The sequence below is a fragment of the Pseudomonas sp. SAR267 genome (assembly GCF_052077595.1).
GTDB classification, from domain to species: Bacteria; Pseudomonadota; Gammaproteobacteria; order Pseudomonadales; family Pseudomonadaceae; genus Aquipseudomonas; species Aquipseudomonas vlassakiae.
This window is the reverse complement of record NZ_JBQIHU010000001.1, coordinates 4,334,262-4,349,781: the sequence shown is the minus strand read 5'-3', so window position 1 is coordinate 4,349,781 and position 15,520 is coordinate 4,334,262. Positions and strand designations below refer to the sequence as shown.

The 15,520-nt window shown below is 64.1% G+C and carries 15 protein-coding genes; 6 read left to right on the top strand and 9 right to left on the bottom strand.

Annotated features, from left to right (window positions below):
• Window positions 1-19 precede the first annotated feature (19 nt).
• From plsB to ACTORR_RS20460, 4 genes are all read left to right on the top strand, one after another.
• Complete coding sequence (gene plsB / locus ACTORR_RS20475; protein WP_441343834.1) at window positions 20-2,506, top strand: glycerol-3-phosphate 1-O-acyltransferase PlsB; 2,487 nt, start codon at window positions 20-22, stop codon at window positions 2,504-2,506.
• A gap of 78 nt (window positions 2,507-2,584) precedes the next feature.
• Complete coding sequence (locus ACTORR_RS20470) at window positions 2,585-2,971, top strand: YbaY family lipoprotein (protein ID WP_054885389.1); 387 nt, start codon at window positions 2,585-2,587, stop codon at window positions 2,969-2,971.
• A 72-nt stretch (window positions 2,972-3,043) separates the two neighbouring features.
• On the top strand, window positions 3,044-3,442 hold the full coding sequence (locus ACTORR_RS20465) for a YbaY family lipoprotein (RefSeq protein WP_099815354.1): 399 nt from the start codon (window positions 3,044-3,046) through the stop codon (window positions 3,440-3,442).
• 32 nt (window positions 3,443-3,474) lie between these two features.
• A complete protein-coding gene (locus ACTORR_RS20460) occupies window positions 3,475-4,161 on the top strand; it encodes a DUF4197 domain-containing protein (RefSeq protein ID WP_054885391.1) in 687 nt (228 codons plus the stop codon).
• A gap of 134 nt (window positions 4,162-4,295) precedes the next feature.
• On the opposite strand, the gene ACTORR_RS20455 is transcribed toward ACTORR_RS20460, so the two are convergent.
• The gene (locus ACTORR_RS20455; protein WP_313365351.1) at window positions 4,296-7,361 is read right to left on the bottom strand and encodes an efflux RND transporter permease subunit; all 3,066 of its coding nucleotides are present in this window, start codon (window positions 7,359-7,361) and stop codon (window positions 4,296-4,298) included.
• 6 nt (window positions 7,362-7,367) lie between these two features.
• Window positions 7,368-8,468, bottom strand: a complete 1,101-nt coding sequence (locus ACTORR_RS20450; protein ID WP_441343833.1) for an efflux RND transporter periplasmic adaptor subunit — start codon at window positions 8,466-8,468, stop codon at window positions 7,368-7,370.
• Between the two features lie 169 nt (window positions 8,469-8,637).
• Between ACTORR_RS20450 and ACTORR_RS20445 the strand changes: the two genes are divergently transcribed.
• Window positions 8,638-9,279: a TetR/AcrR family transcriptional regulator gene (locus tag ACTORR_RS20445; protein WP_054885394.1), complete on the top strand. Its 642-nt coding sequence runs from the start codon at window positions 8,638-8,640 to the stop codon at window positions 9,277-9,279.
• 118 nt (window positions 9,280-9,397) lie between these two features.
• Here ACTORR_RS20445 and ACTORR_RS20440 read toward each other — a convergent pair whose 3' ends face one another.
• Complete coding sequence (locus ACTORR_RS20440) at window positions 9,398-10,174, bottom strand: class I SAM-dependent methyltransferase (RefSeq protein WP_054885395.1); 777 nt, start codon at window positions 10,172-10,174, stop codon at window positions 9,398-9,400.
• Window positions 10,175-10,277: 103 nt separating this feature from the next.
• Here ACTORR_RS20440 and ACTORR_RS20435 point away from each other — a divergent pair, with 103 nt between their 5' ends.
• A complete protein-coding gene (locus ACTORR_RS20435) occupies window positions 10,278-10,898 on the top strand; it encodes an energy transducer TonB (RefSeq protein ID WP_313365352.1) in 621 nt (206 codons plus the stop codon).
• A 2-nt stretch (window positions 10,899-10,900) separates the two neighbouring features.
• On the opposite strand, the gene ACTORR_RS20430 is transcribed toward ACTORR_RS20435, so the two are convergent.
• The 6 genes from ACTORR_RS20430 to adk form a co-directional block, all read right to left on the bottom strand.
• The gene (locus ACTORR_RS20430; RefSeq protein WP_313365353.1) at window positions 10,901-11,590 is read right to left on the bottom strand and encodes an extensin-like domain-containing protein; all 690 of its coding nucleotides are present in this window, start codon (window positions 11,588-11,590) and stop codon (window positions 10,901-10,903) included.
• Window positions 11,591-11,596: 6 nt separating this feature from the next.
• Entirely contained in the window at window positions 11,597-12,427 is an 831-nt protein-coding gene (locus ACTORR_RS20425) for an isocitrate lyase/PEP mutase family protein (protein ID WP_054885398.1), read from the bottom strand.
• 28 nt (window positions 12,428-12,455) lie between these two features.
• Window positions 12,456-13,325, bottom strand: coding sequence for a DUF72 domain-containing protein (locus ACTORR_RS20420; RefSeq protein WP_099815350.1), 870 nt, complete (start codon window positions 13,323-13,325; stop codon window positions 12,456-12,458).
• Between the two features lie 3 nt (window positions 13,326-13,328).
• Window positions 13,329-13,616, bottom strand: a complete 288-nt coding sequence (locus tag ACTORR_RS20415) for a hypothetical protein (protein WP_054885400.1) — start codon at window positions 13,614-13,616, stop codon at window positions 13,329-13,331.
• A gap of 132 nt (window positions 13,617-13,748) precedes the next feature.
• A complete protein-coding gene (tsaB, locus tag ACTORR_RS20410) occupies window positions 13,749-14,423 on the bottom strand; it encodes a tRNA (adenosine(37)-N6)-threonylcarbamoyltransferase complex dimerization subunit type 1 TsaB (RefSeq protein WP_441343831.1) in 675 nt (224 codons plus the stop codon).
• 201 nt (window positions 14,424-14,624) lie between these two features.
• Window positions 14,625-15,275: an adenylate kinase gene (adk, locus tag ACTORR_RS20405; RefSeq protein ID WP_028691565.1), complete on the bottom strand. Its 651-nt coding sequence runs from the start codon at window positions 15,273-15,275 to the stop codon at window positions 14,625-14,627.
• Window positions 15,276-15,520: the final 245 nt, after the last annotated feature.

Genomic DNA, 15,520 nt, shown 5'->3' with positions numbered 1-15,520 from the left:
TTCCCAGGGCACTCACCCCATGACCCGTTCCCCCCTGCGCCGCCTGATCTTCGGCGCCCTGCGTCGCCTGATGTACCTGTGGGTGCGCTCCGAGACCATCAACCAGTCGTCCCTGACCCTCAAGCTCGACCGCAGCCGCCCGGTGTTCTACGCCCTGCCGTCACCATCGCTCACCGACCTGGTGGTGCTCGACCGTGAATGCACCAAAGCGGGGCTGCCGCGCCCGGTGCTACCGGTGGCCGTCGGCTCGCTGCAGGAACCTGCCGCGTTCTTCTACCTGACGCCGGACCCGGACTGGCTCGGCCGCCACGACAAGCGCGGCGCACCGCCGACCCTGGAGCGCCTGGTCGCCGCCATCAGCCAGCACGCCGAGGAAGACGCACAGATCATTCCGGTCAGCGTGTTCTGGGGGCAGACGCCGGCCAGCGAGAACAGCCCGTGGAAATTGCTGTTCGCCGACAGCTGGGCCGTGACCGGGCGCCTGCGCCGGCTGTTGACCGTGCTGATCCTGGGGCGCAAGACCCGCGTGCAGTTCTCCGCGCCGATCCACCTGCGCGAACTGGTGCAGCACAACAAGGGGCACGAGCGTACCGTGCGCATGGCCCAGCGCCTGATGCGCGTGCACTTTCGCAACCTCAAGACCGCCGTAATCGGCCCCGACCTCTCGCACCGTCGCAACCTGGTCAAGGGCCTGGTGCATGCGCCCCTGGTCCGCCAGGCCATCGCCGACGAAGCCCAGCGCGAGAACATGCCCATGGCCAAGGCCGAAGCCCAGGCGCTGCGCTACGGCAACGAGATCGCCTCGGACTACACCTATACTGCGATCCGCTTCCTGGAAGTGGTGCTGAGCTGGTTCTGGAACAAGATCTACGACGGCATAAAGGTCAACCACATCGAGCAGGTGCAGGGTATCGCTCCGGGCCACGAAGTGATCTACGTGCCCTGCCACCGCAGCCACATCGACTACCTGCTGCTGTCCTACCTGCTGTTCCGCAATGGCCTGACGCCGCCGCACATCGCCGCAGGCATCAACCTCAACATGCCGGTGATCGGTGGCCTGCTGCGCCGCGGCGGGGCCTTCTTCATGCGCCGCACGTTCAAGGGCAACCCGCTGTACACCGCGGTGTTCAATGAATACCTGCACACCTTGTTCACCAAGGGTTTCCCGGTCGAATACTTCGTCGAAGGTGGCCGCTCACGCACCGGGCGCATGCTGCAGCCGCGTACCGGGATGCTGGCAATCACCCTGCGCAGCTTCCTGCGCTCTTCGCGCACACCGATCGTCTTCGTGCCGGTGTATATCGGCTACGAGCGGGTGCTCGAAGGCCGTACCTACCTCGGCGAACTGCGTGGCGCGAGCAAGAAGAAGGAGTCGATCTTCGACATTTTCAAGGTCTTCGGCGCATTGAAGCAGCGCTTCGGCCAGGTCTACGTCAACTTTGGCGAACCCATCCGCCTGGCCGGCTTCCTCGATGAGCAGCAGCCCGGCTGGCGCGAGCAGGAACTGGGACCGCAGTTCCGCCCGGCCTGGCTGAACGAAACCACCACCCGCCTGGGCGAAACCGTAGCCCGTCACCTCAACGAGGCGGCAGCGGTCAACCCGGTCAACCTGGTAGCCCTGGCCTTGCTCTCTACCAGCCGCCTGGCGCTGGACGAGCGTGCCCTGGCCCGTGTGCTCGACCTGTACCTGGCCTTGCTGCGCCGGGTGCCCTACTCCGCGCATACTACCCTGCCCGAAGGCGACGGCCAGGCGCTGATCGAGCACGTACGCGGCATGAACCTGCTGGCGGAGCAGAAGGACGCCCTGGGCCGCATCCTGTACCTGGATGAAGCCAACGCGGTGTTGATGACCTATTACCGCAACAATGTCCTGCACATCTTCGCCCTGCCCGCGCTGCTGGCGAGCTTCTTCCTCAGCAGCTCGCGCATGAGCCGCGAATTGCTCGGCCAGTACGTGCATGCGCTGTACCCGTACCTGCAGGCCGAGCTGTTCCTGCGCTGGAGCCCGGAGCAACTGGACGAGGTGATCGACCAGTGGCTGGCAGCGCTGGTCGAGCAAGGCCTGCTGCGCCAGGAGAACGACCTGTACCTGCGCCCGGCGCCGAGCTCACGCCAGTTCGTGCTGCTGACCCTGCTCGCCCGCACCATTACCCAGACGTTGCAGCGCTTCTACATGGCCACTTCGCTGCTGCTCAACAGCGGTCAGAACACCCTGAACGCCGAAGAGCTGGAAGACCTGTGCGTGATGATGGCCCAGCGCCTGTCGATCCTGCATGGCCTGAATGCGCCGGAGTTCTTCGACAAAACCTTGTTCCGCCACTTCATCCAGACCCTGCTCGAACAAGGTGTGCTACGCCCCGATGGCAACGGCAAGCTGGGTTATCACGACAGGCTCGGCGAACTGGCAGAAGGTGTGGCCAAGCGGGTGCTGTCGGCAGAGTTGCGCCTGTCGATTCGCCAGGTGGCGCTGCACCGTGACGAGCCGGCAGATATCGTCCAAGGGTAGATTTTCGCTCTGAATGGCTTCTTGAGGGAGGTTCAGTATCCGCGTGCTGGCCCTGTACTAATCTCAAGGAGTCTCTAGATGGCACAACTGAAATGGTTTGACGTTGAAATAGTGTCTAGCGGTAGCAACCAGCTTCCCCCTTCCGGCCTGGTAGAACTGAGCCTGGAAGACGTTTCGCTGGCAGATGCCCCTTCTGTCAGTATTGCCAAATTGCAGTTGCGGTGTGGCGGCGTGATGCCAATCAACATGCAACTGCCTTTCGACATGAGTCAGATCAGCCCCGCGCACAGCTATGCATTAGCCGCACGCATCCAGGCGGGTGACACATTGCTGTACATCAATACCCAGGCGCATTTCGTCGAACCGAATACCGCCCTCACCGCGCAACGCGTTACGGTCGACAAAGTCCAGGACATTGAGATCTGCGTCCAGCCCCCACGTGAGGGCAATGACCGCATGGATTGACCATGCAGGCAGGAAATCCGCTAAAGTCCCTGAGGTTGGCCACAAGCCAACTTCAAGGACACCGGAGATTCCATGAAAAAGCTCTTTATGCTGTGTTGCGCATCCCTGCTCGCAGCCTGTTCCAGCCATACCCCTTCCACCCAGGCTAGCCTGGATGGCGAAGTCTTCTACCTGCAGCGCATCGCCCTGCCGCCTGCCGCCACCTTGAGCGTCGAGTTGCAGGACGTTTCGCTGATGGACGCCCCCGCCGTGACCCTGGCCCGCCAGGCCGGCCCGGTCAAAGGCAACGTGCCGCTGCCGTTCCACCTCACCTACGACCCGGCCCAGGTCAAGCCCGGCCACCGCTATGCGGTCAGCGCGCGGATCGAGCTGGACGGCAAGCTGCTGTTCATCAACACCGAACACCACGGCGTCGCACTCGACGGCAGCGACCAGCAGCCGGTACGGGTCAAAGTCGACCCGGTGCGCTGAGCCCGCCCCACTTCATCGATAAGGAAATAACCATGATTCGCGCCTCCCTGCGCTTCTCTACCCTGTGCGCCGGCCTGCTGCTGTCGGCCAGCGCCCTGGCTCTGTCGCTTGGCGACCTGAGCCAGTCCGACGCCACCGGCGGCCTGAAGGACGCCCTCACCCAGGGTGCGCAGATTGCCGTCAAGCAGTTGAGCACGCCAGGTGGTTTCAGCAACAACCCCGATGTGCGCATCGAGCTGCCGGGCAACCTCGGCAAAGCTGCCAAGGCCATGAAGATGTTCGGCAAGGGTGACCAGGTCGATGCCCTGGAAACCAGCATGAACAAGGCTGCCGAAGCTGCCGTGCCGCAGGCTCAGGCGATTCTGGTGGATGCCGTGAAGAAGATGACCGTGACCGATGCCAAGGGCATCCTCAGCGGTGGTCAGGATTCGGCCACCCAATACCTGAACAAGAGCAGCCGCGAGCAGATCCGAGCCAAGTTCCTGCCGATCGTCAAGCAGGCTACCGACAAGGTCGGTGTCGCCCAGCAGTACAACGCTTTTGCCGGTCAGGCCAAGGGCCTGGGGTTGATCAAGGATGACGCCAACATCGAGAACTACGTGACCGAGAAGGCGCTGGATGGCCTGTTCGAGATGATTGCCAAGCAGGAAGAAAGCATTCGCCAGAACCCGGCACAGGCAGCCACCAGCCTGGCCAAGAAGGTCTTCGGCGCGCTCTGAGGCCTCTGGGGCTGCTTTGCAGCCCTTTCCGACCGGTCCGGCGTCCCGGCAAGGCCGCTCCTACAGGGAAACGCGATCACCTGTAGGAGCGGCCTTGTGTCGCGAATGGAGGGCGAAGCCCTCCCCTGCAATGTTCAGCCTTTCTTCACCCTGAACCACGCCGCATACAACGCCGGCAAGAACAGCAAAGTCAATGCCGTGGCCACGATCAACCCGCCCATGATCGCCACCGCCATCGGCCCGTAGAACACACTCCGCGACAACGGAATCATCGCCAGCACCGCCGCCAGCGCGGTCAACACGATCGGCCGGAAGCGCCGCACCGTGGCCTCGATGATCGCCTGCCAGCGGTCCAGCCCGGAAGCGATATCCTGCTCGATCTGGTCCACCAGGATCACCGAGTTGCGCATGATCATCCCCGCCAAGGCAATGGTGCCGAGCATGGCGACAAAGCCGAACGGCTGGCGGAACACCAGCAGGAACAAGGTCACGCCGATCAGCCCCAACGGCGCGGTGAGGAACACCATCACCGTGCGCGAGAAGCTGCGCAACTGGATCATCAGCAAGCTCAGCACCACCACGATGAACAGCGGCATGCCGGCATTCACCGACTTCTGCCCGCGCTCCGAGTCTTCTACCGTGCCGCCCACCTCCAGCAGATAGCCATCCGGCAGCTTGGCCCTGATCTCCTGCAAGGTCGGCAGGATCTGCTTCACCAGGGTCGCCGGCTGCTCCTTGTCATAGATGTCGGCACGCACGGTCACCGTCGGCAGGCGGTTGCGGTGCCAGATGATGCCCTCCTCGAAGCCATACTCCAAGGTCGCCACCTGCGACAGCGCCACGCTCTGGCCATTGCTGGTGGGCAGCGCCAGGCTGCCGAGGCTGCCCAGTTCGCCACGCTCCTGCTGGGTGCCGCGCAAGAGGATCTCGATCAGTTCGTTGTCCTCGCGGTACTGGCTGACCGTGGTGCCGGTCAGCGAGCTCTGCAAGAAGCTCGACAGCTGCGCAGTGCTTACGCCGAGGGCGCGGGCGCGGTCCTGGTCTATCTCCAGGAACACCGCCTTGCTCGGCTCCTCCCAGTCCAGGTGCACGTTGACCACATGCGGGTTCTCGCGCACCTTGTCGGCCACCTCGCGGGCCAGGGCACGGGCCTTCTCGATATGCTCGCCGGTGACCCGGAACTGCACCGGGTAGCCCACGGGCGGGCCGTTCTCCAGGCGCGTGACGCGAGCACGAAGGTCGGGGAACTGCTGGTCGACGGTGCCGATCAACCAGCTGCGCAGGCGCTCGCGGTCTTCCATCGACCTGGCCAGCACTACGAACTGGGCGAAGCTGGCGGCCGGCAGCTGCTGGTCCAGCGGCAGGTAGAAGCGTGGCGAACCGGTGCCCACGTAGGCGACGTAATTGTCGATGCCGTCCTGCTGCTTGAGCAGCGCTTCCAGTTGCTTGACCCGCTCGGCGGTATTGGCCAGCGAGGCGCCTTCGGCGAGCTTCAGGTCGACCATCAGCTCCGGTCGCCCTGAAGCCGGGAAGAACTGCTGCGGCACGAAACGGAACAGCACAATGCTGCCGACAAAGGCGGCGACGGTCAGCAGGATCACCGTCTTGCGCCGCCGTACGCACCACTCCACCACACGCCGTACGCGCTGGTAGAACGGCGTGCCGTAAGGGTCCTGCGCGTGCGCGCCGTTGCCATGGCGGGCAGCATGCAGCTTGGCCAAGTCCGGCAGCAGCCGTTCGCCCAGGTAAGGCACGAAGACCACCGCCGCGACCCACGAGGTCAACAGCGCGATGGTCACCACCTGGAAAATCGAGCGGGTATATTCGCCAGTGCTCGAAGCCGCCGTGGCGATCGGCAGGAAGCCCGCAGCCGTGATCAGCGTACCGGTGAGCATTGGGAACGCCGTGCTGGTCCAGGCGTAGCTGGCGGCCTTGAGGCGGTCGTAGCCCTGCTCCATCTTGATCGCCATCATCTCCACGGCGATGATCGCGTCGTCCACCAGCAGGCCCAGCGCCAGCACCAGCGCGCCGAGCGAGATCTTGTGCAGGCCGATGCCGAAGTAGTGCATGCTGGCGAACGTCATGGCCAGCACCAGCGGAATGGCCAAAGCCACCACCAGGCCGGTGCGCAGGCCGAGGGAGAAGAAACTCACCAGCAGCACGATCACCAACGCCTCGACCAGCACCTGGACGAACTCGCCTACCCCGGCCTTGACTGCCGCCGGCTGGTCGGAGACCTTGCGCAGCTCCATGCCCGCCGGAAGGTTGCGCGCCAGGCGTTCGAACTCGTCTTCAAGTGCCTTGCCGAGTACCAGAATGTCGCCGCCATCCTTCATCGACACCGCCAGGCCAATGGCGTCCTCGCCCATGAAGCGCATGCGCGGTGCGGGTGGGTCGTTGAAGCCACGGTGCACGTCGGCCACGTCGCCAATGCGGAAGGTGCGGTCGCCGACCCGGATGGGGAACTGGCGGATGTGGTCAACGCTGTCGAAGTGACCGCTCACCCGCAGTTGCAAGCGCTCACTGGAGGTCTCGAAAAAGCCCGCGGTACTGACCGCGTTCTGCTCGCGCAAGGCTTGCTGCACGGCCTCCAGTGGTACGCCCAGGGTAGCCAGCTTGAGGTTGGACAGCTCGATCCAGACTTTTTCGTCCTGCAGGCCGATCAGCTCGACCTTGCCCACGTCCCTGACCCGCTGCAGCTGGATCTGGATGCGGTCGGCGTAGTCCTTGAGCACCGCATAGTCGAAGCCGGCGCCAGTCAGCGCGTAGATATTGCCGAAGGTGGTACCGAACTCGTCGTTGAAGAACGGGCCCTGGATTTCCGGCGGCAAGGTGTGGCGGATGTCAGCCACCTTCTTGCGAATCTGGTACCACAGCTCGGGAATGTCCTTGGAGTGCAGCGAGTCGCGGGCCATGAAGGTCACCTGCGACTCACCCGGGCGCGAGAACGAGACGATCCTCTCGTACTCACCAGTCTCCATCAGCTTCTTCTCGATGCGCTCGGTGACCTGGCGCGAGACTTCCTCGGCTGTGGCGCCCGGCCACAGGGTACGAATGACCATGGCCTTGAAGGTGAACGGCGGGTCTTCACTCTGCCCCAGCTTGGTGTAGGACATGGCGCCAATGGCAGCCAGCAGAATCATCAGGAACAGCACAATCTGGCGGTTACGCAACGCCCATGCGGAAAGGTTGAAACCCATCGGGACTTACTCCTTGGCCGTCAGGTTCACCACACGGTTGGTGCGGTCCACCGGCCGCACCTCCTGCCCTTCGCGCAACACATGGCCACCGGCAGCGACCACCCAGTCGCCCGGCGCCAGGCCTTCGAGCACCGGCACGGTTTCACTGCCATAAGGCCCCAGGCGCACCACGGCGCGTTCCAGGCGGCTTTCCTTGTTGACGCGCCAGACATACGCCTGGCCGTTCTCGGCGGTGACGGCCGACAGCGGCACGGCAAGCGGAATCACTCCGTCATGGGCAATGAATACCCGCGCACTCTGGCCGAGTTCGGCCGGCACCTTGGCCGAGGTGAAGGCAATCCGTGCGGCGAAGGTCCTTGAACGCGGGTCGGCGGCAGGTGACAGCTCGCGAATGCGCCCCTGGAAGCGTTCGTTGGGGTGCGACCACAACTCGACGCTGACAGCCTGGCCCACGGCAAAACGGGAGAACTGCTGTTCCGGCAGGCCGATGGCAACTTCACGCTCACCGTCGGCGGCGAGCGTGAACACGGTCTGCCCAGCCGCGACCACCTGGCCGACCTCAACCTGACGTTTGGCGATGACACCGGCCTTCGGCGCACGCAGCACGGCGTAATCCGCCTGGTTGCCGGCCACGTCGAATTCGGCCTTGGCCTGCTTCAGGCGGGCAAGGCCTGCGCGGTATAGGTTTTCCGCGTTGTCGTACTGGGAATGGCTGACCATTTGCCGGTCGAGCAGCTTCTGGTAGCGGTCGCGCTCGGTGCGCACCAGCGCCAGGTTGGCCTCGGCCGCCGCCAGCTGGGCACGGTTGGCTTCCAGCTGCAGGCGCACGTCCTGTGGATCGAGTTCGGCCAACGGTTGCTCGGCCCTGACCCGCTGCCCTTCCTCCACCAGGCGCTTGCTGACCTTGCCGCCGATGCGGAAGGCCAGCTCCGGCTCGAAGCGCGCGCGCACTTCGCCGGGGTAACTGTCGGCAGCGGCTTCGGCCGGCTGCGGCTGCACCACCAGGGCCGGGCGCGGCACGGCGGGTGGAGCGGCTTCCTGACCGCAGGCGGCCAGCATCAGCGCGGCAGCGGCGGGCAGAACGAGGGAAAAGGCATGACGCAGCATGATGAATCCTTTCGCGAAGTGCACATCGAATATTTATACTGGCGAGTATATTAAATCAGGGAACCGAGGCCGGGAAGCTGCCGTCGGAAAGAAAAATCAACATTAACCAGGGTCGCCACCTGCAGCCGGGAGCCGTCCGAGCCGGTAAGATGGGCGCCCCCTCAAACGAATGCGGATTCCAATGTCCAACGACGCACCCAACGGCCCGGGCCGGCCCAAGGACCTGGCCAAGCGCGAGGCCATCCTCGAAGCGGCCAAGGCCCTGTTCCTCAGCCTTGGCTATGCCAACACCAGCATGGATGCGGTCGCTGCGGCGGCAGGTGTTTCAAAACTCACGGTCTACAGCCATTTCACCGACAAGCAGACGCTGTTCGGCTCCGCAGTCATGGCGACCTGCCAGAACCAGCTGCCTGACTTGCTTTTCGAGTACCCCGAAGGGGCGGCGGTGGAGGAAGTGTTGCTGACTATCGGTCGCAGCTTTCAGGCGCTGATCAGCAGCGACGAGGCGGTCAAGCTCTGCCGCCTGATCATGGCCCAGGGCAGCCAGGATCCGGGGTTTGGCGCGTACTTCTATGAAGCCGGGCCGAAGCGGCTGCTGATGGGGATGGAGGCACTCCTGCGCAAGATCGATGGGTCCGGGCTGCTGCGGATTGCCAATCCGTTGCAGGCGGCCGAGCACTTCTTCAGCCTGGTCAAGGGCGCGCCGGATTTCCGCTTGCTGCTGGGCTGTGCCGGGCCGCTGGAGGGCGATGAGGCCGAGGCCCATGTGCGCGAGGTGGTGGCATTGTTTATCCGGGCGTTCAAGGCCTGAGTCAGCCTGTGCTGGCCTCTTCGCGGCTAAAGCCGCTCCCACAGGGATATCACAGGTTCTGAAAACTGTGCGATACCTGTGGGAGCGGCTTTAGCCGGGAAGAGGCCGGCGCAGGTAATCAAGCTTTCAGGGCCTTCTTCGGGTAGATGTCATACCGGCTCGATTTGCCTTCCAGGCTATGGCTCGGCTTCGGCCCATCAATGATCGGCGCCTTGCGCGGCCGTTTCACCACCACCCGGTGGCTGGCCAGCGCCAGGGCGGCTTCGAGCAGGGCCGGGGCATCCAGGTCATCACCGACCAAGGGCCGGAACACACGCATTTCCTTCTTCACCAGCGCGCTCTTGTCACGGTGCGGGAACATCGGGTCAAGGTAGATCACCTGCGGCGCCTCGCCTTCCCAACTGCGCATGCGCTCGATGGCGTTGCCGGTCAGCAGGCGCATGCGCCCGACTATCGGCCCCACTTCTTCATCCACGCGGGCTCGCGCCAAGCCGTCTTCCAGCAATGCGGCAATCAGCGGCTGGCGTTCGATCAAGGTCATCTGGCAACCCAGGCTGGCCAGCACGAACGCATCCTTGCCCAGCCCCGCCGTGGCATCCAGCACCTGCGGCCGCACACCTTGGGCGATGCCCACTGCCTTGGCAATCATCTGCCCGTTGCCCCCGCCAAACTGGCGCCGGTGCGCGGCCTGGCCTTCGACGAAGTCCACCCGCACCGGCCCCGGAGCCTGCGGCCCCAACTGCTGGATCTGCAAGCCATCCATGCCTACCTGCACAGCAAACGCGGCCGTATCATCCTGCAGTGGCAGCGCCAGGCGCTCGGCCCATAGTGCGGCTTGCGCCTCGAACTCCGCCGTCAGCGCCTCGACCCGGATACCTGTGCCCTGCTCTTCCATCATTCACACCTAGAAATTGAACCCTGCCCCTCATGTATCGGCCGCCACGGCCGATACAGGCAATATTCCGCTATTCTGCCAGAGCACAGCGCGCACGACTGCCATGACAGATACTCTTCCCATCGGCTTGACCTACTTGTCGCCTGTCGGCAACTACGGTCGGCAGAATACCCAGGCACTCGGGGGCGTAAGCCACCTGTGGCAGGATTTCTTTGCCCGCGCCATGGCCGAGCAGCAAGCGGAAGAACCCGACAGCGTCAGCCAGGTCATGGTCCAGTACGACCAGGCCAGCGGCGAGCCGATCGGCGGGGCCAAGGCCCTGGCCCTGATCGAAACCCAGCGCACCTGCCCGGTACAGGACACCATCGTCGCACCGCCCGAGCCACTGTTCCTGCCCAAGGCGGAATTGCAGGCCAACCTGCTGGCGCCGGCGCCCGAGCCGTTCAGCGCCGCCGAGATGATCCAGCAACAGCGCCAGCTCGACCTCAACAACAGCTGGCTGCGCCCGGTGGTGATGAGCCAGGGCCACCCGCTCCCTGAACCAGGCCCGGGCCCTTCCCCGCGCCCGCTGCACCTGCCGATCGCCGAATTCGAAGTGAACCTGCTCGACCCTGCGCCAGAACCGTACGACGAAGCGACCATGGCCAAGCAGCAGCACGACCTTGAGTTCGACATGCACTGGGCGCGCCCGGTAGTGCTGAACAACGTTCGCGTCCAAGCCTGAGATCAGCGACAGACCTGCCAACGCCCCATGTCCAGATGAAAGTGATTGTGGTGGGCCGCGTTGTAGTCCGGTCCCAGCACGGTGTTGAAACTGTCGCAGGCCGCTTGCCGCACCTGCCTCAGAAATTCACCCTTCTGCCCGCCCGCCTGCCAGTCCCGCGCCAGCAAGACGCGCTGACCGTCTTGCAGACGAAAGCCGCTGATATCCAGCGCGTTGGCCGTAGCGTGCTGGCTCAGACGCCCTTGCTTGCGGTTGTAGACATTGCGGCAGGCAAAGCTGCCCAAGTGATCCACTTGCACCACAGGCTGGCCAAATACCCGCTGCGCAGCAGGCTGCAGCCCATGCCGCTCGAACAACGCATAGGCGACCGCCAACGGGCAACTGGCCAGAAAGCTGCTGCTCAAGCGAACGTCCCCTCGCTCGATACGCCACACATTCTGCAGCGGGCAGCTGGCCGATGGCGGGCTGTCGACCTGCGCCCGGTAACGCAGCCCGGACGTCTCCAGGGCCTGGCGGCACAAGCCTGGGTCGTTGCGCAGCCGCGACAGCTTGTAACTCGTCAGCCAGTTCGGCGGCTGGCGCACATCCAGCGCCGCCCACGGGTTCCAGGTGTCCGCAAGGCGCCAGCCGAATTGCCAGGCCAGGCCCGCCATCACCAACAGCAGGCCGCATAGCACCATCACGGCGCGCATGGCGCCTCAGCGACGGAACAGGTCGTTGAGCTGGGCGAACGGCAAGGCCTGCTCACCGTAACTGAATGTGCCCTGATCACGAATCTCCAGGGCGGCACGCTGCAACGCGCCGAGTGCTGCCCGGGCCAACGATGAACCGACACTGATACGGCGCACGCCCAAGTCCTGCAGCTGGTTGACGCTCAACGGCACGCCCGCCAGCCCCATCAGCACGTTGACTGGCTTCGGCGCCACGGCCTGCACCACCGCTCGCACCTCATCGACACTGCGCAATCCCGGCGCGTAGAGCACATCGGCACCCGCCTCGGCAAAGGCCTGCAGGCGCAGGATGGTATCGTCAAGGTCCATGCGCCCATGCAGCAGGTTTTCCGCACGGGCACACAGGGTGAAGGGGAATGGCAGGCTGCGCGCGGCCTGCACCGCAGCTCGGACCCTCGCTACAGCCAGCTCGAAGTCATAGATTGGCGCCTCTGGCCGGCCGCTGGCATCTTCGATCGAACCGCCGACCAGTCCGGTCCCAGCAGCACGCAGGAGGGTCTGGGCGCAGTCCTCCGGCAGGTCGCCAAAGCCATTCTCCAAGTCAGCAGCCACCGGCAAGGGCGTGGCATCGACGATCAGCCCGGCGTTAGCCAATGTCTCATCCAGGCTCAAGGCACCCTCGGCATCCGGTCGTCCGAGGCTGAAAGCCAGACCGGCACTGGTGGTGGCCAGCGCTTCGAAACCGAGGCTTGCCAACAGCTTGGCGGAGCCGGCGTCCCAGGGGTTGGGCATGACGAAGGCGCCATCACGCTCGTGCAGTGCCTTGAAGGCTTCGGCTCGCAGGGTCTGTACATCCATGATCACAACCTCCGGGGTCAGGGAAGGGTCAGAGTAGCCCCAGTTGTTCGACCTCAGGGGCGCGCGGCAATTCAGGTAATGCGGGCAAGCCTGGCAGACGCGCCATCAGTCGTTGGTGAAAACGCTGGGCCAGCGCGGCAGCCAGACGGTTGTCGGACGTATGCAGGAACACATAAGGACTGCGCCCCTCCTCGATCCAGGCGGCGACCTTGTCTACCCAGGGCGCGAGGAACGTGTCGTTGGCTTCAAGCTGCGGATGGCCGATGAAGCGCACCTGCGGGTACTGGCTGAAGGCTGCGGGACGCGGTGGCACCTTGGGCTTTTTCGACTGTGCATGCAGCACTGCCGGGTCACGCGAGGTGCAACTGAACAGGGCGCGGGGGTCAAGGCAGATGCGCTCGACGCCGCGTTCGTGGAGCAGGCGGTTGAGCAGCCGTTCTTCCTCGCCCTTGGCGAAAAACGCCGGGTGACGCACTTCCACCGCCACCGGCACAGCGATCTCGTCGAGGAAGTGGCACAGCTCGCCCAGTCGTGCGGGGCTGAACAGGGGCGGCAACTGCAGCCAGTACGGCGAGACCCGCTGGCCCAATGGCGCCATCAGGCGGGTGAAGTCAAAGGCAGACTCCAGCTGATCACGCAGGTCACCTGCGTGGCTGATATCACCAGGGAACTTGGCGGTGAAACGAAAGTGCGCGGGCATGACCTGCGCCCAGCGGGCGACAGTGCCGGGTGCCGGCCGGGCATAGAATGTGGTGTTGCCCTCGACGGCGTTGAATACCCGGCTGTAGTAGCCAAGCATTTCATGGGTGGTGGCGTCGGCGGGATACAGGTACTCGCGCCAGGCGTTCTCGCTCCAGGACGGGCAACCTACGAAATAAGGCAAAGGTGACGGACTCATCCGTCAAATGTACAGGTCGAGCCCCAGTACTTCCATGTCCCAGTCGGTAAAACCGGCCGTGCTGAGGTAACTGGCCAACGCGGTAGCAGTGCGCCGGTCACGGGCGCGGGGGAACACCATGTCCTGCTGACGAGCCGGCAAGCCCGCCGGACGACGACGCGCAGCAGCCTCCTGAGTGACTTCGCTCTCCTCGATCAGCTCGGCATCATCGACGCTCTCGTCGCGCACCGCTGCTTTGCGCGGCGCACGCTTGATCGGGTAGGACTGCGAGGAAAAACCGTCGATACGCATGGAGTGAGCACTCAGGACCAATGATGGCAATCTAGCAGCATCAGGATTGCGTCGCTAATGCTCGAGTGATAACTGGACCACAGATTGCGCCTAAAGGTTTTATCGCCAACCGCGATAACCGACGAACAGCACTCAGCGCGCCTTTGGCGTAGCCACATTATCGCGCAAGTAAACCGGTTGCGCCTGTTCGGCGGCGATTGCCTCGCCACGGCCCCAGGCGAAGCTGGCCAGGCTGAGAATATCCAAGGCACCTGGCAAAGCTGAAGCGTTCGTGGCGCTGGCCTGCACCGCCAGGCGTTCGGCATAGCTCCAGCCAGTACCGGCACCGAACCAGTCACCGCTGCTGCCTGCCGGCACGGCTACGCGCTCGGGCGGGAGCACGGCTTCCAGCCCTTGCAGGCGCATCTCGCCGGCTTCGGCCTTGTAGCAACCCCAATACACTTCATCCATGCGCGCGTCGATGGCCGCAGCCACCTGCTGCACGCCATGCTTGCGCAACGCGCCCTGAGCCAGCGCGGCCAGGTTGGACACCGGCAGCACCGGGCGCTCCAGCGCAAACGCCAGGCCCTGCACCACACCGATGGCGATGCGCACCCCGGTGAACGCGCCCGGGCCACGGCCGAAGGCGATGGCATCCAGAGCATTCAGCGCCACACCGGAGTCTGCCAGCAGCTGCTTGATCATCGGCAGCAGCTTCTGCGCATGCATGCGCGGGATCACCTCGTAATGGCTGGTTACCTTGCCGTCATGCAGCAGCGCAACGGAACAGGCTTCGGTGGCGGTATCCAGGGCCAGCAGGGTGGTCATCGAACAGGTATCCAGGTGCTAGGGGAAAAGAGCGGCAGTATAGAGCAGCTGCGGTCCCTGTGGGAGCGGCCTTGTGTCGCGAAAGGGCTGCGGAGCGGCCCCAGGATGTCAGCGACACGGCAAAAATCGAGGGGCTGCTCTGCAGCCCTTTCGCGACACAAGGCCGCTCCCACAAAAAAGCGGCCGCTGCGTCAGAAGGGATCAGCTCAGAGCTGCCAGCACCTTGGCGGTGATCGACTCGACCGAGCCGACGCCTTCGATGTGGCTGTACTTCGGCTTGCCAGCATTGGCTGCCGACAGCTTCTGGTAGAAGTCCACCAGCGGCTTGGTCTGGCTGTGGTAGACCGACAGGCGGTGACGCACGGTTTCTTCCTTGTCGTCGTCGCGCTGGATCAGGTCTTCGCCGGTGACATCGTCCTTGCCTTCCACTTTCGGCGGGTTGTACTGAATGTGGTAGGTGCGGCCCGAGGCCAGATGCACACGGCGGCCAGCCATGCGGCCGACGATTTCTTCGTCGTCGACAGCGATCTCGACCACGGCGTCGATATCCACGCCCGCGGCAACCATCGCTTCAGCCTGTGGAATGGTGCGGGGGAAGCCGTCGAACAGGCAGCCATTGGCGCAATCCGGCTGGGCGATGCGCTCCTTGACCAGGCTGATGATCAGCTCGTCGGACACCAGTTGACCGGCATCCATGACTTTCTTCAGTTCCAGGCCCAATGGGGTGCCGGCCTTGACGGCGGCACGCAGCATGTCACCGGTGGAGATCTGTGGAATACCGAACTTTTCGGTGATGAACTTTGCCTGAGTACCTTTACCGGCCCCGGGAGCTCCCAGCAGAATTACGCGCATCTCGTGCTCCTCAAATTTTTTTATGAAATTCAATGGATTCGGCAATCGAGGCCAAGTCCGGAAAATCGGGTATGACCATAAATCGGTCAAAAGGCTGCTCAAGATACACAGCGCCCGGCAGCCAGACAAGCGTCCCAAAGTTGCAGCATTGCGTCGTCCGTAACCAGAACGGAGGGTGGTTGCGCCCGGCGCAACCACCCTCCTCGCCCTGTTGTGGCTGCCCGCCGGTCAACCGGCAAGGGCCG

Bases quoted from the DNA above. Each gene is read 5' to 3' on its own strand.
- ACTORR_RS20455 (WP_313365351.1), bottom strand. From the start codon at position 7,361: ATGGGTTTCAACCTTTCCGCATGGGCGTTGCGTAACCGCCAGATTGTG.
- adk (WP_028691565.1), bottom strand. From the start codon at position 15,275: ATGCGCGTAATTCTGCTGGGAGCTCCCGGGGCCGGTAAAGGTACTCAG.
- ACTORR_RS20450 (WP_441343833.1), bottom strand. From the start codon at position 8,468: ATGCTGCGTCATGCCTTTTCCCTCGTTCTGCCCGCCGCTGCCGCGCTG.
- ACTORR_RS20415 (WP_054885400.1), bottom strand. From the start codon at position 13,616: ATGCGTATCGACGGTTTTTCCTCGCAGTCCTACCCGATCAAGCGTGCG.
- tsaB (WP_441343831.1), bottom strand. From the start codon at position 14,423: ATGACCACCCTGCTGGCCCTGGATACCGCCACCGAAGCCTGTTCCGTT.
- ACTORR_RS20435 (WP_313365352.1), top strand. From the start codon at position 10,278: ATGACAGATACTCTTCCCATCGGCTTGACCTACTTGTCGCCTGTCGGC.
- ACTORR_RS20470 (WP_054885389.1), top strand. From the start codon at position 2,585: ATGGCACAACTGAAATGGTTTGACGTTGAAATAGTGTCTAGCGGTAGC.
- ACTORR_RS20440 (WP_054885395.1), bottom strand. From the start codon at position 10,174: ATGGAAGAGCAGGGCACAGGTATCCGGGTCGAGGCGCTGACGGCGGAG.
- ACTORR_RS20460 (WP_054885391.1), top strand. From the start codon at position 3,475: ATGATTCGCGCCTCCCTGCGCTTCTCTACCCTGTGCGCCGGCCTGCTG.
- ACTORR_RS20425 (WP_054885398.1), bottom strand. From the start codon at position 12,427: ATGGATGTACAGACCCTGCGAGCCGAAGCCTTCAAGGCACTGCACGAG.
- ACTORR_RS20430 (WP_313365353.1), bottom strand. From the start codon at position 11,590: ATGCGCGCCGTGATGGTGCTATGCGGCCTGCTGTTGGTGATGGCGGGC.
- plsB (WP_441343834.1), top strand. From the start codon at position 20: ATGACCCGTTCCCCCCTGCGCCGCCTGATCTTCGGCGCCCTGCGTCGC.
- ACTORR_RS20465 (WP_099815354.1), top strand. From the start codon at position 3,044: ATGAAAAAGCTCTTTATGCTGTGTTGCGCATCCCTGCTCGCAGCCTGT.
- ACTORR_RS20445 (WP_054885394.1), top strand. From the start codon at position 8,638: ATGCGGATTCCAATGTCCAACGACGCACCCAACGGCCCGGGCCGGCCC.
- ACTORR_RS20420 (WP_099815350.1), bottom strand. From the start codon at position 13,325: ATGAGTCCGTCACCTTTGCCTTATTTCGTAGGTTGCCCGTCCTGGAGC.